Source organism: Methylobacterium sp. 174MFSha1.1, assembly GCF_900116815.1.
Classification (GTDB): domain Bacteria; phylum Pseudomonadota; class Alphaproteobacteria; order Rhizobiales; family Beijerinckiaceae; genus Methylobacterium.
The window spans coordinates 1-24,688 of the sequence record NZ_FPCB01000021.1; the positions used below are offsets into that span (position 1 = coordinate 1).

A 24,688-nucleotide genomic window follows, 5' to 3' on the forward strand; every position below is an offset into this window, starting at 1 on the left:
CGCCCGGGATCTTGGCCGCGCCCGTCGCCTTCTCCATCCCGGAGGGCGTCTGACGCGTCGGCGGGCGGGGCGGCAAGCCCTTGAGCCGCGCGATCTCGTCGCGCAACGCCCGGTTCTCGGCAGTCAGGCGCTGCGTCTGCTCAATCAGCGTCCCCACAAGGACCCGCAGGTCCGACAACCCGAGCGTCTCGACCGAAGTGGGATCAGGCTGCGCCATGCCAATGCTGAATCACATCGGGACAGCCGGAGCAAACCCAAAACCCGCAAATTTGCCCCGGTTACTGGAAACACGATCCAAGCCTCTGCCCCGGCGAGACTTTTTCATATTTCCTGTTGCCGGGCCGCCGGCCATGCCGGCGACCGCCCCGCATCGCCTCGGTCCCGCAGCCCTTGTCAGGATGCGGGTTTCGGGCCATGTCGCTGCCACTTCCCACGCTCTGCAAGGCTTCGACAGACATGATGCTCAGGCCGATGTCGCTCGCTCTCCTGGCTGCCGGCAGCCTGATGGTCCTCGCCGGGCCCGCCCTGGCCCAACGGGACGATCCCAACCTGAAGAAGTACTGCACCGGCGACTACATGACCTATTGCGGCAACCTGCCGCCGGACAGCCCTCAGGTCGATCGCTGCTTCGAGAAGAACATGAACAAGATTTCGGTCAACTGCAAGAAGGCGATCGACTACTACGAGCAGACCCACAAGTAAGCATCAGGGTGGCCTCGGCTCACGCCGAGGCCTCGGCCCGGCTCGCAGCCTCCAGGGCCTCGGCCAGGGCCTCGATGGTGAAGGGCTTGCGCAACACCGTCTCGCCGGGGCCCGGGCGCGGACCGTCCTGGTCGTCGTCCCGCGGATGGCCGGTGGCGAAGATCACCTTCAGGTCGGGCCGCCGCCGCCGCGCCTCGGCGGCGAGCGTCGGCCCGTCGAGGCCCGGCATCACCACGTCGGTGAACAGCACCGCCACGTCCCGCTCGCTGTCGAGGGCGGCCAGCGCCGCCGCGCCGTCCGGCGCCGTCACGGTGCGGTAGCCGAGCTCGCCGATGGTCTCGGCGCTGGCGAGCCGCACCGCGGCGTCGTCCTCCACCACCAGCACCGTCTGCCGGGCCCGGCCCGGCACGGCCGCCGCGAGGAGCGACCGGCCGGCGGTCTCGGCCGGCACCCCGTCCGCGCTCACCGGCAGGGTCAATTCGATCGCGGTGCCCTGGCCCGGCTGGCTGTCGATGCGCACGCGCCCGCCCGACTGGGTGACGAAGCCGTAGACCTGGCTCAGGCCGAGGCCCGTGCCCCTCCCTTGCGGCTTCGTGGTGAAGAACGGCTCGAAGGCGCGGGCGACCACGTCGGGCGGCATGCCGGTCCCGGTGTCCCGCACCGTGACGGACACGGCCCGGGTGCCGTCGTCGAGGGCGCCGTGCGCCGTCTCCAGGGAAAGCCGCCCGCCGCCCGGCATCGCGTCGCGGGCATTGACCGCCAGGTTGAGGATCGCATTCTCGAGCTGGTTCTGGTCGACGAAGATCGCCGGCGGATCGGGCATCAGCCGGGTCTCGACCCGGACGGTCTCGCCCAGCGTGCGACGCAGGAGGTCGATCATGCCGCCGACGAGGCGGTTCGGGTCGGTCGGGCGTGGCTCCAGGGGCTGCTGGCGGGCGAAGGCGAGGAGCCGGTGGGTGAGCTTCGCCGCCCGGTCGGTCCCGTCGAGGGCGCCGGCGATGAAGCGGCCGACATCGGTGTCGCCCCGGGCGATGCGGCGCTGCACCAGTTCCAACGAGCCGGTGATGACAGCGAGCAGATTGTTGAAGTCGTGGGCGATGCCGCCGGTGAGCTGGCCCACCGCCTCCATCTTCTGCGACTGGCGCAGCTGGTTCTCGGCGGCGAGGCGCTGGACGTGCTCGCGCTTGAGGTCGGTCAGCGCCTGCTGCTCGGCCCGGGCCCGGGCCAGCGCCAGCCAGGCCATCAGCACCAGGGTCAGGGCCGAGACGGTGGCAACGAGGCCGTAGACCCGCAGGTTGTCGTACCAGCGGTCGAGGGCGATCACGGTCTCGACCGAGAAGGCGACCTCGACCGGATAATCGCCGATGCGGCGCCAGGCGTAGAGCCGCTCGGCCTCCCCCGGCGGGGTGCCGGTGGCGGCGCCCCCCTGCGGCCGGGCGCGGATCGCCCGCAGCAGCGGATCGGCCGGGGCGAGGCGCTCGTCGACGTCGGGGCCCGGCGGCTCGCGCACCAGGATGGCGCCGTCGGCGCGCAGGAGCATCGCCCGGTGATCGGTGGGGGCGGCGATCTCGGCGTAGAAGCGGGCGAAATACTCGGTGCCGAGCGCGATCACGATCACGCCGTCGAAGCGCCCGTCGTCGGTCGAGCGGCGGCGGCTGACCATGAAGGCGGTGGTGCCGTCGGCCTCGCGCACGGCGGGGCTCACATAGATGCCGATGTCGCGCGGGCGGTGGACCGAGAAGACGTCCCGGGCCGCGAGGTCGCGGCCGAGATCGGCCTCGCGGCTTGAGGCCTGGATCTTCCCCTGGGGATCGACCACCCACACCGCCCGGGCCTGGGCCAGCGGCGCCTTCAGGCTCGCCAGGAAGCCGCCGGTGGCGGGCGCGGCGATCTGCGTCCAGCTGCGGTCGAAGACGTAATCGTCGACCCGGTCCATCGCCAATTCGGCGGTGTCGAACACCTTCGAGGCGTGCTCGTGCATCACCGCCGCGGTGCGGACCACGGCGCTGTCCTCTTCCCGCAGGACCTCGGCCCGGTTCCACCACGCCGCGCCCACCAGGACGACGCACGGCACCAGGAAAGCCGCGGCGACGAGGAGCTGGTGCAGCCGCACCGTCGAAAGGCTCACGGGACTCTCACAAACGCGACGGAAGCCGACGCGGCGATCGGCCAAAAGCTTAACTGTTCGTTAGCGGATTGGCGAGCGAAACGATCGCCGCGCCGATGCCCAACCGCCGCCTTCCGGGGCGGTGTGTCGCCGGGGCATCGGCGCGGCCGTCCGTCAGCCGCTGCCGCACTCTCGCGATCCGCCTCCAACGCCGCCTTAACGGCCACGCTCGAATGCGGTGCATTGACCCGCAAAGGCCTGCGCGTCCCGGGCTCGCCTCGCGGGGTGCGGACCGCTATGGTGCCGCGGCCACGCTTCGCGTTTACCGGATCCCGCCCGTGTTCCGTACCCGTACCCTCGTCCTCCTCGGCCTGATCGCCCTCTCGGCCGCCGCCTGCGGCCGGCGCGGCCCGCTCGAGCCGCCGCCCGCGGCGGCGCCGGCCGTCCAGCCGCAAGCCGGCGGCCAAGGTGGCGGCAATCCGGGCGGCACCCGGCCGAAGACCGGGGCGGCGGCCGTCAACACCCTGCCGGCCGGCGTCGGGCTCTCGGCGGGCGCCTCCGCCCCCGACCCCGAGGACGAGCTGCCCTCCGCCGCGGTCGCCGCGCCGACCGGGATCCCGGCCCCGACCGAGTCGTCGTCCCGCCGCCGCAAGGGCTACGTGATCCCCAAGGAGCCCTTCCCCCTCGACCCGATCCTCTGATCGGGCGATTTTCCGAGCGGGCGTGTGGGTGCAAAGCCCGGCCGGTTTCGTGTAGAGGGCGCGTCTCACGCGCTCGCGGCAGCGTCCGGACCCCGGTCAACTCCCATGCACCACTTCACCTATCGCGACGGCGTGCTCCACGCCGAGGACGTCGACCTGGCACGGCTCGCGGGCGCGGTCGGCACCCCGTTCTACTGCTACGCCTCCGCCACCCTGGAGCGGCACTACCGGGTCTTCGCCGAAGCGTTCTCCGGCGACGACGCGCTGGTCTGCTACGCCATGAAGGCGAACTCGAACCAGGCGGTGCTCGCCACCCTGGCGCGGCTGGGCGCCGGCATGGACATCGTCTCGGAGGGCGAGCTGCGCCGGGCGCTCGCCGCCGGCGTGCCGGGCGAGCGGATCGTGTTCTCGGGCGTCGGCAAGACCGAGGGCGAGATGGCGGCGGCGCTCGACGCCGGCATCCTGTGCTTCAACGTCGAGAGCGAGCCCGAGCTGGAGCAGCTGTCGCGGGTCGCGGCCGCCCGGGGCGCGACGGCGCCGGTCTCGATCCGGGTCAACCCGGACGTCGATGCCCGCACCCACGCCAAGATCTCGACCGGCAAGTCCGAGAACAAGTTCGGCATCCCGATCTCCCGCGCCCGCGAGGTCTACGACCGGGCGGCTCGGCTGCCGGGCCTGTCGCTCGTCGGCGTCGACATGCATATCGGCAGCCAGATCACCGACCTCGCGCCCTACGACAACGCCGCCGCCCTGCTCTGCGGCCTCGCCCGGGACCTGATGGCGGCCGGCCACCGGCTCCACCACGTCGACTTCGGCGGCGGCCTCGGCATCCCCTACCGCGACGACAACGCGCCTCCGCCCGACCCGGCCGCCTTCGCCTCGGTGCTGCGGCCGCACTTCAAGCCGTTGGGCCTCAAGCCGGTCTTCGAGATCGGCCGGATGATCGCCGGCAATGCCGGCGTGCTCGTCACGCGGGTGCTCTACGTCAAGCACGGCGAGGGCCGCACCTTCGTGATCGTCGATGCGGCGATGAACGACCTGATCCGCCCGACGCTCTACGAGGCCTACCACGCCCTACGCCCGGTGGCCGAGCCGAAGCCCGAGGCCGGCCGCCTCACCGCCGACGTGGTCGGCCCGGTCTGCGAGAGCGGCGACTACCTCGCGCTCGCCCGCGAGATGCCGGAGGTGAAGCCCGGCGACCTGATCGCCGTGATGTCGGCCGGCGCCTACGGCGCGGTGCAGGCCTGCACCTACAACACCCGGCCCCTGGTGCCGGAGGTGCTGGTGCGGGGAGCCGACCACGCGGTGATCCGGCCGCGGCCGACCTACGAGGAGCTGATCGGTCTCGACCGGGTGCCGGAGTGGCTCGTGGCCTGATCAATCCCGCGTCGATCGATAAAATGCGACGGGATTTCCGAACGGAGCCGCCAATCCTCGCGGTCTAACGTGCCCAGCATGTGATCCGCGAGGAACCGACGTGATGGCGCCCCAAGGCAATCCTCAAGGCAACCTTCGAGACGGCTCTCTCCTCGCCCGGGCCGAGGCCGTGGTCGAGCGCGCGTTCCGCATCGCCGCCGAGCACCAGGCGACCCTGGCCCAGGCCCGCCACGCCGTGCAGCCCCTGCGCGAGGCGGCGGCGCGGCAGAGCGGGGGCGTGCCGTACGCCCTCGATTCCGGACGGCCGCGCCAGGAGCCCCGCAAAGACCTGTCGGCCTGAGCCGATTTGACCCGCTGGCCCGCCGGGACCGGCATGCTAGCCTGCCCTCTTCGCCCGTCCCCGGACGGGACCAGCGGGAGCAGGGCATGAGCAAGGCCGAGCCGGACACCGCGCAGCGCAAAGCCGCCCCGGACGGCCGGGTGGATCCGGTGCGCGCTGGGCTCGACCGGCTGGTGGTCCGCGCCGGCCGGGTGACCCTGTGGGAGCAGGCCTGGCCGATCCTGTGGCGCGGCCTCGCGGTGGTGCTGGTCTTCCTCGCCGCGTCGTGGCTGGGGCTGTGGCTCGATGCCGGGCCGATCCTGCGCATGGCGGGGGTGGCGGTCTTCGGCCTCGCCCTCATCGGGGTGCTGCTGCCGCTCCTGCGCCTGCGCCGGATCGCCCGCATCCAGGCGCTGGCGCGGATCGACCGCGATGCCGGCCTGTCCCACCGCCCGGCACGGACGCTCGAGGACACGCTCGCCCTCGGAGGGGACGATCCCGGCACGCAGGCGCTCTGGGCGCTGCACCGCCGGCGCGCCGCGGCGGCCCTCACCCGCCTGAAGGTCTCCGGCCCGCGGCCGGGAATGGCCCGGCGCGATCCCTACGCGTTGCGTGCCGGCGCCATCCTCGCCGCGGTGGCCGGCGCCTTCGTGGCGGGGCCGGAGGCCGGCGACCGCCTGCGCGCCGCCTTCGACTGGCGCGGGCCGGCCGCGGCCGCGCCGTCGTTCCGGGTCGACGGCTGGATCGATCCGCCTCTCTACACGCGCACGCCGCCCCTCATCGTCACCCTGGCGGAGGCGGGCCAGCGCCTCCGGGCGCCGGTGAACTCGACGCTCGTCGTGCGCATCGCCGGCACCTCCGACGCGACCGTGACGCCGGGCGCGGGGCTGAAACCCCTGCCCGCCACCGCGCCGGCCCGGCCCGACCTGCGCGAGGAGCGCTTCACGCTCACCGGCGGCACCGCCGAGGTCGCGGTGCAGACCGGATTCGCCAGCACCCACCGGCTCACGATCGAGACCATCCCCGACCGGCCGCCGGAGATCGCCATCGCGGGCCAGCCGGAAACGAACGGGCGCGGCACCTTCACCCTCGCCTATCGGGCGAAGGACGATTACGGCCTCGCCTCCGCGGAGGGCGTCGTCGAGCCGCAGGTGAAGGGGCGCAGCCTGGTGCCGCCGCCGCGCCTGACCCTAAGCCTGCCGGCGGACGCGCAAGGAACCAGCGACACCCGCACCCTGATCGACCTTACCGATAACCCCTGGGCCGGCGCCAAGGTGCTGCTGACCCTGGTGGCGAAGGACGAGGCGGGCCAGGAGGGGCGCTCCGCCCCCCTCGCCTTCACCCTGCCGGGCCGGTTCTTCACCAAGCCGCTGGCGCGCTCGCTCGCCGAGGAGCGCCGCCGCCTCGTCCTCGATCCGGACGGCAGCCGCGCCCGGGTCGAGACCTCGCTCGACGCGCTCCTGATCGCGCCGGAGCGGTTCACGCCGCAATGGGGCGTCTTCCTCGGCCTCAAGGAGGCGGTGCGTCGCCTGCGGGCGGCCAAGACCGACGAGGCCCTGACCGAGGTCGCCGACCTCCTCTGGACCATGGCGTTGCAGATCGAGGAGGGCGACCTCTCGGACGCCGAGAAGGCGCTGCGCGCCGCCCAGGACCGGCTCAAGGACGCGATGGACCGCGGCGCCTCCGACCAGGAGATCGCCAAGCTCACCGAGGACCTGCGCCAGGCTATGGACCGCTTCCTGAAAGAGTTCGCCCAGCGCCAGCAGCAGAATCCGCAGAATCCCGGGCAACAGAACCAGCAGGCCGACCGCACGGTGACGCCGGACGACCTCTCGAAGATGCTCGACCAGATGCAGGAGGCGATGAAGCGCGGCGACGTGGCGGAGGCCCAGCGCCTGCTCGACCAGCTCCGCGGCATCCTGGAGAACCTGCAGACGGCGCAGCCCAACTCGCGCATGTCGGATCCCACCGCCCGCGAGATGAACCGCCAGATGCAGGACCTGGAGGCGATGGCGCGCGAGCAGCAGGGCCTGCGCGACGAGACCTTTCGCCAGGGCCAGGAGCGCCGCTTCGGCAACCGCGGCCAGCCGCAGCAGCCGGGCCAGCAGGGTCAGCGCCAGCCGGCGCAGCGCGGCCAGCAGGGCCAGCGCGGCGGCGAGCCCCAGCAGGGCCAGGACGGCCAGCAGCCGGGACAGCGCGGCCAGCAGCCCGGGGGCGACAAGCAGGGCGGCGTCGGCGACCGCCAGCAGGCCCTGCGCCAGCGCCTGGAGGACCTGCAGCGGCGGATGAAGGAGCTCGGCATGCAGGGCGAGCAGGGCCTGTCCGACGCCGAGCAGGCGATGCGCGAGGCCGAGAACGCGCTCGGCCAGGGCCAGGACGGCTCCGCCGTCGACGCGCAGGGCCGCGCCCTCGAAGGCCTGCAGCGCGGCGCGCAGGGCATGGCCCAGCAGATGCAGCAGATGGGCCAGGACGGTGACGGCCAGCAGGCGGCCGACGGCCAGCAGGGCCAGGGCAACCCCAACCAGCCCGGCCGCCAGGGTGCGCGCGACAACGACCCGCTCGGCCGCCCGACCCGCAGCCGCGACTTCTCGGACGGACGCGTGCGGGTGCCCACCGCCGAGGAATCCGGCGTCGAGCGGGCCCGGCGCATCCTGGAGGAGTTGCGGCGCAAGCTCGGCGACCCGAGCCGCCCGGCGGAGGAACTCGACTACTTCGAGCGCCTGCTGCGGCGGAACTGAGGGCCTGTTCGACCTGCTCGGACTGCACCGCGGGACGCTTTATCTATCCCGCCCACACCCTCATCCTGAGAGCCTGTTCGGGTGGGCTGACCGTCTTGAAACCCTCGATGGCATCCCGGGGCCGCGTAGCGGAACCCGGGATCCATAACCGCTGGCGGTGCAGGATGAAGCGGGACGCTGCCCGCCCTTTCAAGCTGCGTCAGCGGTTATGGATCCCGGGCTCTCGGCTGCGCCGAGCCCCGGGATGCCGCAGAGAGATGCCGGCCTGCGTGCGGATCGATCGGCGCAACCGCTCAAACAGGCTCTGATAACGTCGGATGCGAGGCGTCCGCCCTCCGGGCGGGGCGCGGTCGCGCGCCTCGCCCCGGTATCGTCCTGCGGCGCGGGAGCCTCTCCCGCCGGGATCCGATCCGCCCTATCAGGCCGTTCCACCTCGAGAGCCCTGGAATGTCCGGCAACACCATCGTCCTCATCGCCTGCCTCGCGGTCGCCGTGGTGCTGCTGTTCGGCCTCGCCAACATGCTGCGCGGCGGCAGCGCCAACGTCTCGCAGCGCCTGATGCGCCTGCGGGTGGTGCTCCAGTTCGTCGCCATCCTGGTCATCATGGGCGTGCTGTGGTGGCGCGGCGGCTGACCCAGCGAGACTGTGGCGGGGTGGACGCACGGGGTGGAAAACCGCGGCGAGACGGATTGTACGGCGAGACGGGACGCCCGCCCCACGGCTAGGGTGACCCTTGCCCCAGCAACGGGGCGGCGGACCCCGTACGACAGATGCGCGTAACCCTTTCGAGCCTCGCCGCGGCGATCACCACCGCGGTCGCTCTCGCCGCTCCGGCCGCACAGGCCGCCGATCCCTCAGCCCTGGTGCCCGACTACCGGCCGCCGGTTCAGCCCCTCAGCATCGTCTCGGAGTTCCGCATCGGCGGCTCCGCCCAAGATCCGGGCAGCAACGAGAAGAACACCAGCAACATTAACGGCGAGTTGCTGTTCGCCAAGCCGGTCACCGGGCTCGACCGGTTCTGGGCCGCCTTCGTGCCGCGCCCGACCGTCGGCGGCAGCTACAACGTCGACGGCCGCACGAGCTACGCCTATCTCGGCGCGACCTGGACCTTCGACATCACCGACCGGATCTTCGTCGAGGGCTTCTTCGGCGCCGGCTTCCACGACGGCTGGACGGGGCCGAAGAACAACGTGCCCAAGACCTTCAATTCGCTCGGGTGCAACCCGCTGTTCCGCGAGGCGGCCGGCGTCGGCTACCGCATCAACGAGCACTGGAGCATCATGGCGACGATCGAGCACATGTCGAATGCCGGCCTTTGCGTCAACAACCGCGGCCTGACCAATTTCGGCGGCAAGATCGCGTACACGTTCTGAGGACCGCCGGCGGCGGGGGGTCTGGCGATCCGGGACAGGGCCGCTAGAACATCCGGGCCGGGCCCGGCAGGGCCGATCCGCCCGCCTCACGCGAGCCCGGCCCCAGGGAGCGCGTCGTGGTCGTCCTCAACCGCATCTACACCCGCACCGGCGATTCCGGCACCACGGCTCTCGCCAGCGGCGAGCGCCGCTCGAAGGCGGATCTCCGCGTCGAGACCTACGGCACCGTCGACGAGACCAATGCCTGCCTCGGCCTGGCCCGCCTGCACACGGCCGGCGACCTCGACGCGATGCTGGGCCGGATGCAGAACGACCTGTTCGATCTCGGCGCCGACCTCGCGACGCCGGAAACGCCCGAGCCCCTGCCCTACGAGCCGCTGCGGATCGTCGCCGCCCAGGTCGAGCGGGTCGAGCGCGAGATCGACGCGCTGAATGCCGGCCTCACCCCCCTGCGCTCCTTCGTGCTGCCCGGCGGCTCGCCGGCGGCGGCGTCGCTCCACCTCGCCCGCACGGTCTGCCGCCGGGCCGAGCGCCTGGCGGTGGCGCTCGCCGGAACCCCGGGCGAGGCCGTCTCGCCGGTGGCGATCCAGTACCTGAACCGCCTGTCGGATTTCCTGTTCGTCGCCGCCCGGGTCGCCACCGAGGGCGGAACGGCCGACGTGCTGTGGGTGCCGGGAAAAACCAGGACCTGAAAAACCAGGACTGAAAAGCCGAACCTGAAAAACCCGCGCCCGGGACCCGCCTCGGACGGTGGGGCGGCGGGTCTCCGGGGCGCGTTGACAATTCGGAAAATCGGCCGCTACGGTCCGCGCCACCTTGCTCAATCGGGGATGATCGCGGGCCGGCCATGGGAGGGCCCGACCGCGATCGCCCCTTCATCCTGAAGGATGCGACGATCATGAAGGTCCTGGTGCCCGTCAAGCGGGTGGTCGACTACAACGTGAAGATCCGGGTCAAGCCGGACGGCTCGGGCGTCGAGCTCGCCAACGTCAAGATGTCGATGAATCCCTTCGACGAGATCGCCGTCGAGGAGGCGATCCGCCTCAAGGAGAAGGGCAAGGTCACCGAGATCGTCGCCGTCTCGATCGGCCCGCAGCAGGCCCAGGAGACGATCCGCACCGCGCTCGCCATGGGCGCCGACCGCGGCATCCTGGTCAAGACCGACGCCGCCGTCGAGCCGCTCGCCGTGGCGAAGCTCCTCAAGGCGCTGGTCGAGAAGGAGAGCCCGGACCTCGTCATCCTCGGCAAGCAGGCGATCGACGACGATTCCAACCAGACCGGGCAGATGCTCGCCGCCCTGCTCGGCTGGCCGCAGGGCACCTTCGCGTTCAAACTCGAGGTGGCCGAGGGCAGCCTCGACGTGACCCGCGAGATCGACGGCGGCCTGCAGACCCTGAACCTGAAGCTGCCGGCGATCGTCACGACGGACCTGCGCCTCAACGAGCCGCGCTACGCGTCGCTCCCCAACATCATGAAGGCGAAGAAGAAGCCGCTCGACACCGTGGAGCCGGAGGCGCTCGGCGTCGACGTGAACCCGCGGCTGAAGGTGCTCAAGACCGTCGAGCCGGGCGGCCGCAAGGCCGGCGTCAAGGTCGCCAGCGCCGCCGAGCTCGTCAACAAGCTGAAGGTCGAGGCCGGGGTTCTCTGACGAGAACCTGAGGCTTCCCTCAACCGGAAGGACATTCACGCCATGACCACCCTCCTGCTGGTCGAGCATGCCGGCGGCGCCGTGAAGGACGCCAGCACCAAGGCCCTGACGGCGGCCAAGCAGCTCGGCGCCCCGGTCCACGCCCTCGTGGTCGGCGCCGACGCGCAAGGCGCGGCCGAGGCCGCCGCCAAGCTCGACGGGGTCGAGAAGGTGCTGGTGGCGGCCGACGCCGCCTTCGACCACCTGCTCGCCGAGCCGACCGCCGCCCTCGTCGCCGAGCTCGCCGCCTCGTACGACACCGTGATCGCCGCCGCCTCGACCGAGGGCAAGAACGTGCTGCCGCGCGTCGCCGCCCTCCTCGACGTCGCCCAGGTCTCGGACATCATCAAGGTGGTGGGCCCCGACACGTTCGAGCGGCCGATCTATGCCGGCAACGCGATCCAGACCGTGCAGGCGACCGACGCCAAGCGGGTGATCACGGTCCGCACCGCCGCCTTCCAGGCGACCCCCGAGGGCGGCTCCGCCGCTCCCGTCGAGGCGGCGGCCGCCGCCGCGGCGCCGGAGGCCAAGTCGTCGTTCAAGGGCGAGGAGATCGCCAAGTCCGACCGTCCGGAGCTCGCCGGCGCCCGCATCATCGTGTCGGGCGGCCGCTCCCTCGGTTCGGCCGACAAGTTCAAGGAGCTGATCGAGCCGCTCGCCGACTCGCTCGGTGCCGCGGTCGGCGCCTCGCGCGCGGCGGTGGATGCCGGCTATGCCCCGAACGACTGGCAGGTCGGCCAGACCGGTAAGGTGGTGGCGCCGGACCTCTACGTCGCGGTCGGCATCTCGGGGGCGATCCAGCACCTCGCCGGCATGAAGGACTCGAAGGTCATCGTCGCCATCAACAAGGACGAGGAGGCGCCGATCTTCCAGGTCGCCGATTACGGCCTGGTCGGCGACCTGTTCCAGGTCGTGCCGGACCTGCAGCAGGAAATCGCCAAGGCCAAAGGCTGAGGATAATCGTCCCTCGCGCGGGACCGCGCGAGGGACGGCCGATGAGACCCGTCCGGGCCCCGCGGGAACCCTTCGCATCTGCGAAGGCGCGGTGGTATGAACGCCCGGGACGGCGTGGCGGGAAGGCAGGGGTGTGATGGGCATCGAGATCAAGACGGTCGGGATCATCGGGGCCGGTCAGATGGGCAGCGGCATCGCCCATGTCTGCTCCCTGGCCGGGCTCGACGTGCGGATGAACGACCGTGATCCCGAGCGCCTGAAGAGCGGGTTGGCCAACGTCAACGGCAACCTGCAGCGGCAGGTCTCGAAGGGGGCGATCACCGAGGACCAGCGTCGGTCCGCCATCGAACGGGTCCTGCCGGTCGATTCCTTCGACGGGTTCGGTCCCTGCGACCTCGTGATCGAGGCCGCGACCGAGGACGAGTCGATCAAGCGCAGCATCTTCAGCGCGCTGTGCCCGGCCCTGCGGCCCGAAACGATGGTGGCGACCAACACCTCGTCGATCTCGATCACGCGCCTCGCCGCCTCGACCGACCGGCCCGAGCGGTTCATCGGCATCCACTTCATGAACCCGGTGCCGGTGATGCAGCTCGTCGAGCTGATCCGCGGCATCGCCACCGAGGACCCGACCTACGAATCCGCCAAGGCCTTCGTGCGGCGCCTCGGCAAGATCGTGTCGGTGTCGGAGGATTTCCCGGCCTTCATCGTCAACCGCATCCTGCTGCCGATGATCAACGAGGCGATCTACACCCTCTACGAGGGCGTCGGCTCGGTCGATTCGATCGACACGGCGATGCGGCTCGGCGCCAACCATCCGATGGGCCCGCTCCAGCTCGCCGACTTCATCGGCCTCGATACCTGCCTGTCGATCATGCAGGTGCTCTACGAGGGTCTGGCCGACTCGAAGTACCGCCCCTGCCCGCTCCTGGTGAAGTACGTCGAGGCCGGCTGGCTCGGCCGCAAGAGCAAGCGCGGCTTCTACGATTACCGCGGCGCGGAGCCGGTGCCGACGCGCTGAAGCCTCCGCCCCGGGGCGGCCGCTTTCAGCGGATCCGGATCAGGATCCGCGGCCGCCAGATTCCCAGCACGACGTTCACGGTCGAGATCGCGAGCAGCACCCACAGGGTGCCGCGCTCGGCACCGAGCGACTCGGCGAGCGTCGCCGGATCGACGCGGCCGAGGAGGGCCTGCGCGCTGCGCTCCGCCTCCCGCTGCATCGGCCCCTGGACGCCGACGAAGCCGTACTCGAACATCAGGATCCCGGTCGCCAGCTTCACCCAGGCCCAGCCGGCCTGCTGGAAGGCCCGGTTGAGCGCGACGGCCAGCAAGCCGGCCACCAGCATCAGCGCCAGGGACGGCAGGAAGATCCAGGTCGAGACCGCCGCCATGGCACTGCGCATCAGGGCGTAGCCGGGGAGAGCGGAGGGCGGCGGCGCGAGGCCGAGCAGCACGATCAGGGACGCCATCGCGCCCATCAGGCCGATCGCCCCCATCGTGTGCAGGAACTTCATCAGGCGCCGCATCGCCACGACACGCTTCCCCCGGACGACGCGAACAGCCTACGGGACGGTACCGGGGCGGTGTGAATCACATTCCCGTGCCATGCCGGGCGGGCCTGAAAGACAGAAGGGCCGCCCCCCTGCCGGGAGGCGGCCCTTCGTTGGTACGGTGTCTTCGCTTACTTGGCGTTGGTCGAGCCCGTCGATTTCGGCTCGGCGGGGGCCGGGTAGGCGGGGTTGCCGGCCGGCACGCCCGCGCTGTTCGTCGACGACACGCCGCCGCTGCCGTTAGGCGAGCCGGTGATCTGCTGGCGCGAGGCGTCCTGGCTCTGGCTGGCGTAGTCCTTCGGGGCGTTCGATCCGTTCCAGCCGAGCAGCGCCACCATGGCGACGGCCAGGAGGGCGAGGCTGCCGAGCAGCACGTAGAGCACGGGGCGGCCGCGGGTGCCCTGGCGGGCCGCGGTCGGGGTCTCGATCGGGCGGTTGGTATCCATGGGGGAACCTCGGTTTGCGGCTCGGCGGGCGTCACGTCGAGCGATGATCGATGTGAGCAGCCAACGTCACCGATCGGCCGAGGTTCCTGGCGCACCGGGATTTGGCCCCGGGTCGGTATTGCGCGATCTACTTGCCCGTGAGCAGCATGATCTTCCCGAGATGCGCGCTCGATTCCATCAGCTCGTGCGCCGCCCGTGCTTCTTCCAGCGGGAAGGTGGCGTGGATCATCGGCTTGACGGTGCCGGATTCGAGCAGCGGCCAGACCTCGCGGCGCAGGCCGTCGGCGATGGCGGCCTTCTGGGCGACGGTGCGCGGGCGCAAGGTCGAGCCGGTGACGGTGAGGCGGCGGATCATCACCGGGGTGAGATTGACGTTCTCCGCCAGGAAGCCCTGCAGGAAGGCGATGATGACGAGCCGGCCTTCCAGCGCCAGCGACTTCAGGTTGCGCTCCAGATAGGCGGCGCCGACCATGTCGAGGATCACGTCGACCCCCTGGCCGTCGGTCAGACGCTTCACCTCGGCCGCGAAGTCGGCCTCACGGTAGTTGATGGCGTGGTCGGCCCCGAGGGATTCGCAGAAGGCACATTTCTCGGCCGAGCCGGCGGTGGCGTAGACCGTGGCGCCGAAATGCCTGGCGAGCTGGATCGCCGTCGAGCCGATGCCGCTCGACCCGCCATGGACCAGGAAGCGCTCGCCCTTTTGCAGGCGGCCGCGCTCGAATACGTTGGTCCAGACCGTCCAGTAATTCTCCGGCAGCCCCGCCGCCTCGACGAGGGAGAGCGGACCGGGCTTGGGCAGGCAGAGCGCTGCCTCTGCGACGGCGTACTCGGCGTAGCCGCCGCTGATCGTCAGGGCGCAGACCTCCTGGCCCTCGGCGAGACCGGTGATGCCCTCGCCGAGGGCGACGATGCGGCCGGCGATCTCCAGGCCCGGGATCTCGGTCGCGCCGGGCGGCGGCGGGTACTTGCCGGCGCGCTGCTGGCAATCGGGACGGTTCACGCCCGCCGCCACGACCTCGACCAGGACCTGGTTCGGCCCGGGGCGCGGCACCGGCACGGTCTCGATCCCGATCACCTCCGGCCCGCCGGCCCCGTTGAAGCGGATCTGGCGCATGGTGGCGGGGATCGATGGCATGGGGCGGCTCCGTGTTGACGGGATGTGCGCCCTTACCTGCCGCGCGAGGGGGCCACCGGCAAGGGCTTACCGCGTGCCGTACATCCGGTCGCCGGCATCCCCTAAGCCCGGCAGGATATAGCCGTGCTCGTTCAGGTGGCTGTCGATCGAGGCGGTCCAGACCGGCACGTCCGGGTGGGAGCCCTGGAACTTCGCCAGTCCCTCCGGCGCAGCGAGCAGGCAGACGAAGCGCAGGTCGCGGGCGCCGCGCTCCTTCAGCCGGTCGACCGCCGCGACGGCCGAGTTCGCCGTCGCCAGCATCGGGTCGAGGACCAGCACGGTGCGGTCGGCGAGGTCGGACGGGGCCTTGAAGTAGTACTCGACGGCCTCGAGCGAGTCGGGATCGCGGTAGAGCCCGATATGGGCGACGCGGGCCGAGGGCAGCAGCGACAGCATGCCGTCGAGGAAGCCGACGCCGGCGCGCAGGATCGGCGCCAGGACGAGCTTCTTGCCGGCGATCTGCGCGCCCTGCATCGTGACGAGCGGGGTCTCGATCTCGACCGGCTCGAGCGGCAGGTCGCGGGTGACCTCGTAGGCGAGCAGCGTCCCGATCTCGTTCAGGAGCTGGCGGAAGCCCTTGGTCGAGCGCGCCTTGTCCCGCAGCAGGGTCAGCTTGTGCTGCACCAGCGGGTGATCGACCACCGTGACCGGCGCCACACCCGTCTCCCCGCGCGCACCCGCACCCTGCATTGCCGTCTCTCCGTTCACGAACATACTCGACTAAGCATCATTCGCCGAAGTGGTCACCGGTTCGGCGAAAAAAATGATGCACAAACAAGAAATTCAGCAGAGTTGCGCCATGCAACTCTGCTGAGCTCAGAATACGGTGCCGTCGCTCGCGATGGAAAGCGGCGGCGCGCCCTCCGGCCGCAGGGACTTCGCCAGGCGCCGGCCGGTGGCCCAGGTGCCGCCTTCGAGCACCTTGGCGAGCGGCAGGTCGGCGGGATCCTCGATGTCGAGCCGCTCGCGCACCAGCGGCGCCAGCCGGTCGAGGAGCGCCACCGTCAGCGCCCGCCACTCGACGACGAGGCGGGAGCCGACCTCGTGCGGGCGCGATGCCTCCTCGGGACGGCGCAAGGCCAGCACCCCGGTATCGAGGAAGAGGCCGCCGTTGCGGTATTCGGGCAGGCCGGTCAGGGCGTCGAGCCCGGTGACGGTCAGGCCCGCCTCCTCCAGCGGCTCGAGCAGCGAGTAGGCGAGCCACTGCGACAGCTTGTGGAACGGCACCAGCCCCTCCGTCGGCCCGGTGCCGCCGGCGAGGGGATGGCGCCAGGTATCGCCGAGATCGACGCCGTCGAGGACGATGCGGCCGGGCCAGATCGGCCCGAGATGGGTCAGCAGCACCTCCAGCACCGCCTCCGCCGGCACCTCGCCGTCGCGGGCCCTCGCCTTGATGCGGTCGAACAGGAAGCCGGGACGGGCCTGCGGCCCGAAACCCTCGGGATCCGCCGCCGCGACCTGGCCGAGGCGGTTGAGGAGCGCGGTGCGGCCGGAGAGGCCGACGAGGGGGTTGGTCGGAGAGGCCTGGAAGCCGTCGGCGAGTTCGGCTTCGGTCAGGCTCGCCAGGGCGCGGGCGTCGGCGCGGAACGGATCCTCGGGCTCGGAGGAGAACAGGCCCGAGACGAACATGTCGAAGCTCGCCACCGCCAGCCCTTCCGAGCGGGCATAGGTCTCGCCGGTGCGGCCCTCCTCGTAGCGCCAGGTCGGGCCGGCGCCGGCATCGAGCAGGACGCTCACCACCACGAGGTCGAAGGCGGCGCGGGCCTGCTCGGCCGGGTCCTCGAAGGGGGCGGCGTGGACCAGCGAGCCCCAGCGCTCGAAGCCGCCGACCGAGAAGTGGCGCCAGCGGGCGTGATAGGGGATCGCGAGGTCGGGATAGGCGTCGCGGATGGTCTCGACCACGGCGTCGGCGCAAGGCCCGAGGCGGTCGAGATCGACCACGAAATGGTCGAGCCGCCCGTCGAGCCCGGCCTTGAGCAGGGTCTCGGCGCGGGCGCGCACCGCCCGGGCCGAGAGCAGGCTGCGGGCGGTCGAAAACTCAGGCACGGACATCTCCAGAGGCAATGCGGTTGGGCGCCAGCGAACGGGATTAGAAGCGTTCGAGGTCGCGGCCCTTCACGGCGTCGAGGGATTCGGTGACGCCGTCCGGCGCGTAGTAGCCCGCCGCCTTCTTAGCTTCCATCTCCACCGAGGCGTCCGGCGGGATCAGCTCCGGCGGGATCGGCACCCGCTCGCCGACCTCGATGCCCGACCCGGTGATCGCGTCGTACTTCATGTTCGACATCGACATCAGCCGGTCGATGCGGCGAATGCCGAGCCAGTGCAGCACGTCCGGCATCAGCTGCTGGAAGCGGGCATCCTGCACGCCGGCGACGCACTCGGTGCGCTCGAAGTAGGTGGCGGCGGAATCACCCCCCTCCTGGCGCTTGCGGGCGTTGTAGACCAGGAACTTCGTCACCTCGCCGAGCGCCCGCCCCTCCTTGCGGTTGTAGACGATGACGCCCGTGCCGCCGGCCTGCGCCTCGCGCACGCATTCCTCGATGCCGTGGGTGAGGTAGGGCCGGCAGGTGCAGATGTCGGAGCCGAACACGTCCGAGCCGTTGCACTCGTCGTGGACGCGGCAGGCGATGCGCCGGCGCGGATCGGTCAGGCCCGACACCTCGCCCATCACGTAGACGGTGCAGCCGCCGATCGGCGGCAGGAAGACCTGGAGGTCGGGCCGGGTGACGAGCTCGGGGAACATGCCGCCGGTCTGCTCGAACAGGGTGCGGCGTAAGCTCGTCTCGCTGGTGCCGAAGCGGGCGGCGACGCCCGGCAGGTACCAGACCGGATCGACCGCGATCTTGGTGACCGAGATGTCGCCGGTCGCGTGCAGCACCGTGCCGTCGGCGGCCAGCCGATGGGCGCCCATCGCCGCCAGGATCTCCGGCAGGCTGAGGCGAGCCTTGGTCACCGCGATGGTCGGCCGGATGTCGGTGCCGGAGGTGATCGCCTCGCGGAACACCTCGCCCGGCATGTGCCCCCACGGGTCGAGCGACACGATTTTTTCCGGGTCCGCCCATTGCGGATGCGGGCCGATCGCGACAACCGGGTGGGTGTTGGTGAGGTCCGGCCGCGCGAGCGGGTTCATCGCCCGGCCCGCGATCGCGAGGGCGCGATAGAGCGAGTAGGCGCCGCCATTGGCCCCGATCACGTTGCGGTCGGCCGGGTTGGTCACGGTGCCGATGACGGGACCGCGCTCGCGCGGGTCGGCGGCACCCCAGCGGATCGGCCAGCGGGCGGTGCCGGGCTCCGGGTGCGAGGTGAGCCGGATATGCGTCGAGCGGTTGGAACTGGTCATGCGGCCGCGCCGTCCTTCAACGGAGAAGGCTCCCCGCGGGGGCCGCGAGGAGCCTGTCGTGTGCTTGACCTGATGGAGGGTGGCCCAGTCGATTCGGCGCGTCAAGCTCAAGCCTGAGGCGCCGGACGCTCATTGTCGGGGCAGCCAGGCCCCGCTCCGCTCAGTAGTTCGAGCCGGCGCGGCGACGGGCCATGAAGGCGTCGAACTGCTCGCGGTCGCGGGCGCGCTTCAGCTCGTCCACGAACTCGGTGAAGGCGCGGCTCTCCTCCTCGAGGCGGCGGCGCTCCTCTTCGAGGCGCTCGATCTCCTTGCGGCGATACTCCTCGAAGGCCCAGTTGCCGCTGTCGTGGCGGGCCGCGCCGAAGCCGGAGAACCCCGAGAAGCCGTTCCGGAAGGAACGCTCGGCGAAGGACTTCATCTCGTTCAGAGCCGGGTAACCCATGAGCTTCCACACCACGTAGGCCGCGGCCAACGGCCACGCATAGATGAATCCGATGACGATCGCGCCGATCTCGAGAGAGCGGCGCGGGAACGGGCCGTTGCGGCAGGCGCGGCCGCTCGACCAGGGGGCAGAGGAAAACGACACGTCACGATCTCCCGCAGGATGTGAATGTGAACGACATTTACATGCGGGGCCGCCCGGGCGGTTTCAAGGAGGGTGGGCGAGGGAAAATTCGTGGAGAGCGGGGGCGCGATCGCAAACCTCGCCGAGGTGCCGGCCGGGACGATCGGGCTGCCGCCCCCGCCTCTTCTCATCAGTGTCATGGGCCGCTGCTGTAAGGCGGCATCGTCGAGACGGGGATGAGGGACGAAGGCCCATGAGCGAGTTCGAGGCGCCGCAGCAGGCGGCCACCATCGAGGCGTTGCGGCGCGAGATCGCCGAGGCCTACGACGAGGAACTGGAACTCGAGATCGAGGAGGAGCGCCTCGCCGGGCTGGTGCCGCCGCCCGAGGGCGCAGCCCCCGACCTCGACCGCCGGCTCTACTTCCGCGAGCTCCTGCGCCTGCAGCACGAGCTGGTGCGGCTCCAGGACTGGGTCCAGACCGAGAAGCTCAAGGTCGTGGTCCTGTTCGAGGGCCGCGATTCCGCCGGCAAGGGCGGCGTCATCAAGCGCATCACCCAGCGCCTCAACCCGCGGGTCTGCCGCGTCGCCGCCCTCCCCGCTCCGAGCGAGCGCGAGCGCGGCCAATGGTACTTCCAGCGCTACGTCAGCCACCTGCCGACCGGCGGCGAGATGGTGCTGTTCGACCGCTCCTGGTACAACCGCGCCGGCGTCGAGCGCGTCATGGGCTTCTGCTCGGAATCCGACGTGGAGGAGTTCTTCCGCTCGGTGCCCGAGTTCGAACGCATGCTGGTCCGGTCGGGCATCGTCCTGGTCAAGTACTGGTTCTCGATCACCGATGCCGAGCAGGCCCACCGCTTCGAGATGCGCATCCGCGATCCGCTCAAGCAGTGGAAGCTCAGCCCGATGGACGTCGAGTCGCGCCGGCGCTGGGAGAGCTACACCCGGGCCAAGGAAGACATGCTGGCCCGCACCCATATCGACGAGGCCCCGTGGTGGGTGGTCGACGCGGTCGACAAGCGGCGCGCCCGCCTCAACTGCATCAGCCACCTGCTGGAGCAGGTGCCCTACGGCACCGTCGAGCACCCGCCCGTCCACCTGCCCGCGCGGGTGCGCAACCCCGACTACGTCCGCGGCCCGATCCCGGCCGACATGTACGTGCCGGGGCGGTACTGAGCGGGGCATGAGCGGGCTCGCGCGCGCGGCAGCGCTCGCTGTCCTCGTCCTGGCCTCCGCCGGGGCGCAGGCGCAGCCCGCCCCCCGTCTCACGGTGGTCCCACCGGCCTGGCCCCTCACCGGTGCCGGCGGCGACCCGCAGACCGCCATCGCCCAGTCGCGCACCTCCGACCAGGTCTCGGTGACGATCGGCGGCTCGATCCAGTCGTCGCTCGGCCCCTACGGCGACCCGTTCGGGTTCCGCGCTGTCCTGGCCGAGCGCGGCATCACCTACACGGTCACCTATATCGGCGAGGGGCTGGCCAACCTGCGCGGGGGTTTGCGCCGCGGCGTCACCTATGGCGGGCGGCTCGACACCTCCCTCGACGTCGATCTCGACCGGCTCGCCGGCTGGCGAGGCGCGAAGTTCCACACCGACTTCTTCCAGATCCACGGCCACGGGATGTCGCGCTCCTACGTCAACAACCTGACGACGGTGAGCGGCATCGAGGCCCTGCCGGCGACGCGGCTGTTCGAAGTGTGGCTGGAGCAGAGCCTCTTCGACGACACGCTCTTAATCAAGGTCGGCCAGGTCTCGGCCGATACCGAGTTCGCCATCGCCCAGTCGGCGGTGGTGTTCTTCAATGCCGGCTTCGGCTGGCCCAATATCGGCGCCGTCGTGCTGCCGAGCGGCGGGCCGATCTATCCCCTCGCCACCCCGGCCGTCCGGGTGAAGGTCGTCCCCGATCCGCGCCTGTCGTTCCAGGCCGCGATCTTCAACGGCGATCCCGCGGGCGTTCGCCGCGGCGACGACACCGATCCGCAGCGGATCAACCGCACCGGCACCAGCTTCCGGGTCGGCGACCCGCCCCTCGTCATCGGCGAGGTCGCCTACGCCTACACGCTCGGCCTGTGGGGCGAGAACCTGCACGGCACCGCGACCTTGGGTGGCTGGCAGCATCTCGGCGGCTTCGACAGCCCGCGCCTCGACAGCGTCGCCGGCCGGTTCCTCGCCGATCCGGAGGCGAGCGGCATCGCCCGGCGCTTCCGCGGCGACCGCGGCGTCTATGGCATCGTCGACCAGACGCTCTACCGCGAGCCCGGCACCGAGGACGAGGGCGCCAGCGCCTTCCTGCGTATCTCGAAGGTGCCGGGCGATCGCAACCTGATCGATTTCTACCTCGACGGCGGCATCGCCTATAAGGGTCTCCTGCCCGGGCGGCCCAACGACACCGCGGCGCTCGGAGTGATCTACTCGCGCATCAGCCCGGCCGCCCGCGCCTTCGACCGCGACAGCATCCGGTTCGGTCAGAGCGCCGGCCCGATCCGCAGCAGCGAGGTGGTGATCGAGGCGACCTACCAGGCCGAGGTGCTGCCCGGCTTCACCCTGCAGCCGGACCTGCAACTTGTCATGCGCCCCGGCGGCGGGCTCGCCGGCGACGACGGCCGCCGGCTGAAGAACGCGACCGTGATGGGCCTGCGGGCGACGATCAACTATTAGGATGCTGGGTCCGGACGGGGTGCTGGCTCCGCGCCCGTTCGATCATGCCAACGATACTCCCATCCTCCACGTCATCCCGGGGCCGCGAAGGCGGAACCCGGGATCCATAACCGCTGCCAATTCAGGTTGAAGCGGAGCGCGCCCCGATTCGTCTGAAAGGTCAGCGATTATGGATCCCGGGTTCTCGCCTACGGCGAGCCCCGGGATGACATCGAGGGATAGTAAATCCGGAGCGCCCGATCGATGTCATTCTATCGGACCGGCTGTCACTGGACGAGGCCGTTGCCGTTGCCGTTGCCGGAGAACCCGTTCCCGAGCCCGTTCCCGACATTGCCGTTGCCGTTGTTGTTGCCGGTGTTGTTGTTCCCGTTGCCGTTGCCCATGTTGCCGTTGCCATTGCCGTTGCCCGATCCGGCAGCGAGGCCGGGAGGCAGGGCGCCCGCCAGACCGGGGGGCTCGGGCGCGGCCGCGGCATCTCCGGTGGCACCGGTGTTGAGGTCCATGGACCGGTATCGCGGCCGGTGCGGACGGCCTTGCCAGCCTCCACCCTGCCACCCGCCACCTTGCCAACCGCCTCCCTGACCGTGCCAGTGCCGGAAGAAGCCGTGGAACTCGGCACGGCTGACGCCGTCGGGCGGCGTCCAGCGATGCGTCTGTGCGACGGCCGGACCGGCAACACCGAGTCCGGTCAACGCGAGGGCGATCAGGGTCAAGCGCATTGTCGTCTCCTTCCGGCCGCCATCTCGCCCTCCTGGTGGAGAGGCGACGGGGTCTGCCGAGTGGAAAGGAAGATTTCGTCCGGTCGTCCCCGGGTCTCCGCCGAAATGCTCTCTCGACGGGCAGGCCCTCTGTCGGGGAGCGTCATCCGGACGACACGATCGACCCCCGCCGGCCCAGGTCGGTCCCGGGACATCCGGCCGGGAGTCGGACTCGCGGCCTCTCAGCGCCGGTTGCCGTTCCCGTTCAGGTTCCCGTTGACGGCACCGATATTGCCGTTCCCATTGTAGCTGCCGCCGTTCAGGTTGCCGTTGAACGCGCCGACGTTGTTGTTTCCGTTATAGGCCCCGGTGTTGAAATTACCGTTGAACGCACCGACGTTGTAATTCCCGCTCGTGGAACTGCTGTTGTTGTTGCCGTTGAATGCGCCGACGTTGCCGGTGCCAGAGTTGAAGGCGCCGACATTGCCGGTGCCCGTGTTGAAGGCACCGATATTGCCGCCGGTCTGCGGCGCGCCGTTGCCGTTTCCATTCCCGTTGCCGTTGCCGGACCCGGTATTGTAGTTCCCGTTCGAATTGCCGTTGCCGATCCCGATATTGCCGTTTCCGTTGCCGTTGCCGTTGCCGATCGACACCGACATGGTCATCGCGAGACCGCGGGCGGCGGCGGGGTACGCGGTGCCGAGCAGCGCCGCGGCGAGCAGGTAGGGCACTAGTTTCATCGGAGCCTCCCTTGCGGCGCGAGGGCCACGTGCGGTCAGGAACCTCACGTCGAGGTCCCCTGCATCGAGAGAGCGGAGCGGCCGGGACCGCTCCGCCGATCGCCGTCAGCGGCCGGGGCTGCGTTCAGCGGTTGCCGTTGCCGTTGTTGTTGCCGCTGTAGAATCCCCAGTTGCTGTTGCCGTTGAGGTTGCCGTTCAGCAGGCCCTTGTTGAAGTTGCCGTTGCTATTGCCGTTGCCGGCACCGAAGTTGAAATTGCCGTTGCCGTTGCCGTTGCCGGCACCGGTATTGACGTTGCCGTTGTTGTTGCCGTTACCGAAGCCGATATTGCCGTTGCCGTTCAGGTTGCCGTTGTAGGCGCCGGTATTGCCGTTGCCGTTACCGTTGCCGTTGCCGACACCGATATTGCCGTTGCCGTTGCCGTTGCCGCTGCCGACCGACCATGCATAGCTGGTCGAGGGGAGGCCGGTGAGCGCGAGCACGGTCACGGCCGAGAGCAGGATCTTTTTCATCGGATGCCTCCTTGAGTGAACCAGGCGACGGATGTGCCGCACGAGATGGTGCTTCGGTGTCGGAGCGTCGCTCGTTCCCCAGCGCCGTCACAATCGTTCCCCAAAAATGTCGGCCGAATAAGCCTGATATATGTTTTAATCTCTTGAGACTATTGACACTGCGTCAATCGATAAGCCTCTATGATACCGTCGCTACATGCATAGCGTGTTAAATAGCAAATCAGGCCCTACCCCAAAAGGGGTACGCATCTTCAGGCTTACGGGCGATCACACGCAGCTTTCCGAAACTCGAAATGCCGCTACCTTCGCGGAAAAGAGGCGGATGCTGCCGACAACAGTTCACGGAGGAGAGCGCCCGGACGGTGGACCGCCGTCCCGACGCACGCGTGCTTTCGGAGGGTGACCTCATGGAAACGGGACAGCTCGTGCATCTCGTCGACGACAGCGCCGCGATGCGCTCGCTCGCGGCGGATATTCTCAGCGGCGCCGGCTTCACTGTCCGAGAACATCCCGCGGCCGACAGCCTGCTCGGCGATCCCGCGCTGGCGGAGGCGGGCTGCGTCGTCACCGACTTCCGCATGCCGCGGATCGACGGCCTGGACCTCCTGTCGCGGCTGCGCGCGGGCGGGTCGCTCGTGCCGGTGATCCTGCTCACCGCGCACGCCGACGTCTCGACCGCGGTCCGGGCGATGAAGCTCGGGGCCTTCGACTTCATCGAGAAGCCATTCGCCAACAGGGACCTGGTCCGGGCGGTACGCTGCGCCGTGCGCGGCTCCCGCTCCGCCTCGCCCGACGTCCGGCACGCGCTCGCGAGCGAGCGCCTGTCCCGGCTCACCGAGCGCGAGCGGCAGGTCCTCGCCCGCATCCTGCTCGGGCTGACCCACCGGGAGATCGGCGACGACCTCTCGATAAGCCACCGGACCGTCGAGGTGTTCCGGGCGCGGATCATGGCGAAGACGGAATGCGCCAGCGTGCAGGACCTCGTCCGCATCGCCCTGGAGGCCGGATTCGACTGAGGGGCCGCTCCGTACGGGCTCGACCGTACGGAGTCGCGC

25 protein-coding genes and 1 pseudogene are annotated in these 24,688 nt (G+C 70.5%); 14 read left to right on the forward strand and 12 right to left on the reverse strand.

Annotation, left to right across the window (positions count from 1 at the left end):
• Positions 1–217 (reverse strand): annotated as a pseudogene (locus BM430_RS18740) (hypothetical protein); the annotation flags it as partial.
• A gap of 254 nt (positions 218–471) precedes the next feature.
• Between BM430_RS18740 and BM430_RS18745 the strand changes: the two are divergent.
• Complete coding sequence (locus BM430_RS18745; protein WP_244539550.1) at positions 472–702, forward strand: 3',5'-cyclic-nucleotide phosphodiesterase; 231 nt, start codon at positions 472–474, stop codon at positions 700–702.
• A gap of 19 nt (positions 703–721) precedes the next feature.
• On the opposite strand, the gene BM430_RS18750 is transcribed toward BM430_RS18745, so the two are convergent.
• Positions 722–2,830: a hybrid sensor histidine kinase/response regulator gene (locus BM430_RS18750; RefSeq protein WP_093568779.1), complete on the reverse strand. Its 2,109-nt coding sequence runs from the start codon at positions 2,828–2,830 to the stop codon at positions 722–724.
• Positions 2,831–3,147: 317 nt separating this feature from the next.
• Here BM430_RS18750 and BM430_RS18755 point away from each other — a divergent pair, with 317 nt between their 5' ends.
• The 10 genes from BM430_RS18755 to BM430_RS18800 all read left to right on the forward strand — a co-directional run bounded on the left by BM430_RS18755 (position 3,148) and on the right by BM430_RS18800 (position 12,976).
• Positions 3,148–3,510, forward strand: coding sequence for an LPS translocon maturation chaperone LptM (locus BM430_RS18755; protein ID WP_244539551.1), 363 nt, complete (start codon positions 3,148–3,150; stop codon positions 3,508–3,510).
• Between the two features lie 105 nt (positions 3,511–3,615).
• Positions 3,616–4,887 carry a diaminopimelate decarboxylase gene (gene lysA / locus BM430_RS18760; protein WP_093568780.1) on the forward strand — a complete coding sequence of 424 codons (1,272 nt, stop codon included), beginning with the start codon at positions 3,616–3,618 and terminating at the stop codon, positions 4,885–4,887.
• Positions 4,888–4,987: 100 nt separating this feature from the next.
• Positions 4,988–5,227: a hypothetical protein gene (locus BM430_RS18765; RefSeq protein ID WP_143132068.1), complete on the forward strand. Its 240-nt coding sequence runs from the start codon at positions 4,988–4,990 to the stop codon at positions 5,225–5,227.
• An 86-nt stretch (positions 5,228–5,313) separates the two neighbouring features.
• Complete coding sequence (locus BM430_RS18770) at positions 5,314–7,944, forward strand: TIGR02302 family protein (RefSeq protein ID WP_093568782.1); 2,631 nt, start codon at positions 5,314–5,316, stop codon at positions 7,942–7,944.
• A gap of 447 nt (positions 7,945–8,391) precedes the next feature.
• The gene (locus BM430_RS18775) at positions 8,392–8,577 is read left to right on the forward strand and encodes a twin transmembrane helix small protein (RefSeq protein ID WP_048433402.1); all 186 of its coding nucleotides are present in this window, start codon (positions 8,392–8,394) and stop codon (positions 8,575–8,577) included.
• 137 nt (positions 8,578–8,714) lie between these two features.
• Positions 8,715–9,317, forward strand: coding sequence for an acyloxyacyl hydrolase (locus BM430_RS18780; protein ID WP_093568783.1), 603 nt, complete (start codon positions 8,715–8,717; stop codon positions 9,315–9,317).
• 116 nt (positions 9,318–9,433) lie between these two features.
• On the forward strand, positions 9,434–10,009 hold the full coding sequence (locus BM430_RS18785; RefSeq protein ID WP_093568784.1) for a cob(I)yrinic acid a,c-diamide adenosyltransferase: 576 nt from the start codon (positions 9,434–9,436) through the stop codon (positions 10,007–10,009).
• Between the two features lie 206 nt (positions 10,010–10,215).
• Positions 10,216–10,965 (forward strand): electron transfer flavoprotein subunit beta/FixA family protein, encoded by a 750-nt coding sequence (locus BM430_RS18790; protein WP_093568908.1) that lies wholly within the window; start codon positions 10,216–10,218, stop codon positions 10,963–10,965.
• A gap of 42 nt (positions 10,966–11,007) precedes the next feature.
• Positions 11,008–11,958 carry an electron transfer flavoprotein subunit alpha/FixB family protein gene (locus tag BM430_RS18795; RefSeq protein WP_093568785.1) on the forward strand — a complete coding sequence of 317 codons (951 nt, stop codon included), beginning with the start codon at positions 11,008–11,010 and terminating at the stop codon, positions 11,956–11,958.
• Between the two features lie 136 nt (positions 11,959–12,094).
• Positions 12,095–12,976 carry a 3-hydroxybutyryl-CoA dehydrogenase gene (locus tag BM430_RS18800; RefSeq protein WP_093568786.1) on the forward strand — a complete coding sequence of 294 codons (882 nt, stop codon included), beginning with the start codon at positions 12,095–12,097 and terminating at the stop codon, positions 12,974–12,976.
• Positions 12,977–13,001: 25 nt separating this feature from the next.
• Here BM430_RS18800 and BM430_RS18805 read toward each other — a convergent pair whose 3' ends face one another.
• The 7 genes from BM430_RS18805 to BM430_RS18835 all read right to left on the reverse strand — a co-directional run bounded on the left by BM430_RS18805 (position 13,002) and on the right by BM430_RS18835 (position 19,051).
• Positions 13,002–13,481: a hypothetical protein gene (locus BM430_RS18805; RefSeq protein WP_093568909.1), complete on the reverse strand. Its 480-nt coding sequence runs from the start codon at positions 13,479–13,481 to the stop codon at positions 13,002–13,004.
• A gap of 155 nt (positions 13,482–13,636) precedes the next feature.
• Positions 13,637–13,951: a hypothetical protein gene (locus BM430_RS18810; protein WP_093568787.1), complete on the reverse strand. Its 315-nt coding sequence runs from the start codon at positions 13,949–13,951 to the stop codon at positions 13,637–13,639.
• A 127-nt stretch (positions 13,952–14,078) separates the two neighbouring features.
• Positions 14,079–15,086: an NAD(P)H-quinone oxidoreductase gene (locus tag BM430_RS18815; protein WP_093568788.1), complete on the reverse strand. Its 1,008-nt coding sequence runs from the start codon at positions 15,084–15,086 to the stop codon at positions 14,079–14,081.
• Positions 15,087–15,152: 66 nt separating this feature from the next.
• Positions 15,153–15,815, reverse strand: coding sequence for a uracil phosphoribosyltransferase (gene upp, locus BM430_RS18820; RefSeq protein WP_093568789.1), 663 nt, complete (start codon positions 15,813–15,815; stop codon positions 15,153–15,155).
• Positions 15,816–15,941: 126 nt separating this feature from the next.
• The gene (locus tag BM430_RS18825) at positions 15,942–17,177 is read right to left on the reverse strand and encodes a URC4/urg3 family protein (RefSeq protein WP_093568910.1); all 1,236 of its coding nucleotides are present in this window, start codon (positions 17,175–17,177) and stop codon (positions 15,942–15,944) included.
• A gap of 37 nt (positions 17,178–17,214) precedes the next feature.
• Positions 17,215–18,465 (reverse strand): GTP cyclohydrolase II, encoded by a 1,251-nt coding sequence (locus BM430_RS18830; protein WP_093568790.1) that lies wholly within the window; start codon positions 18,463–18,465, stop codon positions 17,215–17,217.
• A 160-nt stretch (positions 18,466–18,625) separates the two neighbouring features.
• A complete protein-coding gene (locus BM430_RS18835; protein ID WP_093568791.1) occupies positions 18,626–19,051 on the reverse strand; it encodes a DUF2852 domain-containing protein in 426 nt (141 codons plus the stop codon).
• A gap of 232 nt (positions 19,052–19,283) precedes the next feature.
• Between BM430_RS18835 and ppk2 the strand changes: the two genes are divergently transcribed.
• Together ppk2 and BM430_RS18845 are read left to right on the forward strand one after the other, a co-directional pair.
• Positions 19,284–20,204 carry a polyphosphate kinase 2 gene (ppk2, locus tag BM430_RS18840; RefSeq protein ID WP_093568792.1) on the forward strand — a complete coding sequence of 307 codons (921 nt, stop codon included), beginning with the start codon at positions 19,284–19,286 and terminating at the stop codon, positions 20,202–20,204.
• A gap of 7 nt (positions 20,205–20,211) precedes the next feature.
• On the forward strand, positions 20,212–21,684 hold the full coding sequence (locus tag BM430_RS18845) for a carbohydrate porin (protein WP_093568793.1): 1,473 nt from the start codon (positions 20,212–20,214) through the stop codon (positions 21,682–21,684).
• Between the two features lie 266 nt (positions 21,685–21,950).
• Here BM430_RS18845 and BM430_RS34075 read toward each other — a convergent pair whose 3' ends face one another.
• From BM430_RS34075 to BM430_RS34800, 3 genes are all read right to left on the reverse strand, one after another.
• A complete protein-coding gene (locus BM430_RS34075) occupies positions 21,951–22,397 on the reverse strand; it encodes a hypothetical protein (protein WP_143132069.1) in 447 nt (148 codons plus the stop codon).
• Positions 22,398–22,624: 227 nt separating this feature from the next.
• On the reverse strand, positions 22,625–23,113 hold the full coding sequence (locus tag BM430_RS34795; RefSeq protein WP_177303100.1) for a hypothetical protein: 489 nt from the start codon (positions 23,111–23,113) through the stop codon (positions 22,625–22,627).
• Between the two features lie 133 nt (positions 23,114–23,246).
• The gene (locus BM430_RS34800; RefSeq protein WP_093568795.1) at positions 23,247–23,633 is read right to left on the reverse strand and encodes a hypothetical protein; all 387 of its coding nucleotides are present in this window, start codon (positions 23,631–23,633) and stop codon (positions 23,247–23,249) included.
• Positions 23,634–24,040: 407 nt separating this feature from the next.
• On the opposite strand from BM430_RS34800, the gene BM430_RS18865 reads away from it, so the two are divergent.
• Complete coding sequence (locus BM430_RS18865; protein ID WP_093568796.1) at positions 24,041–24,649, forward strand: response regulator transcription factor; 609 nt, start codon at positions 24,041–24,043, stop codon at positions 24,647–24,649.
• The last annotated feature ends 39 nt before the right edge of the window (positions 24,650–24,688 follow it).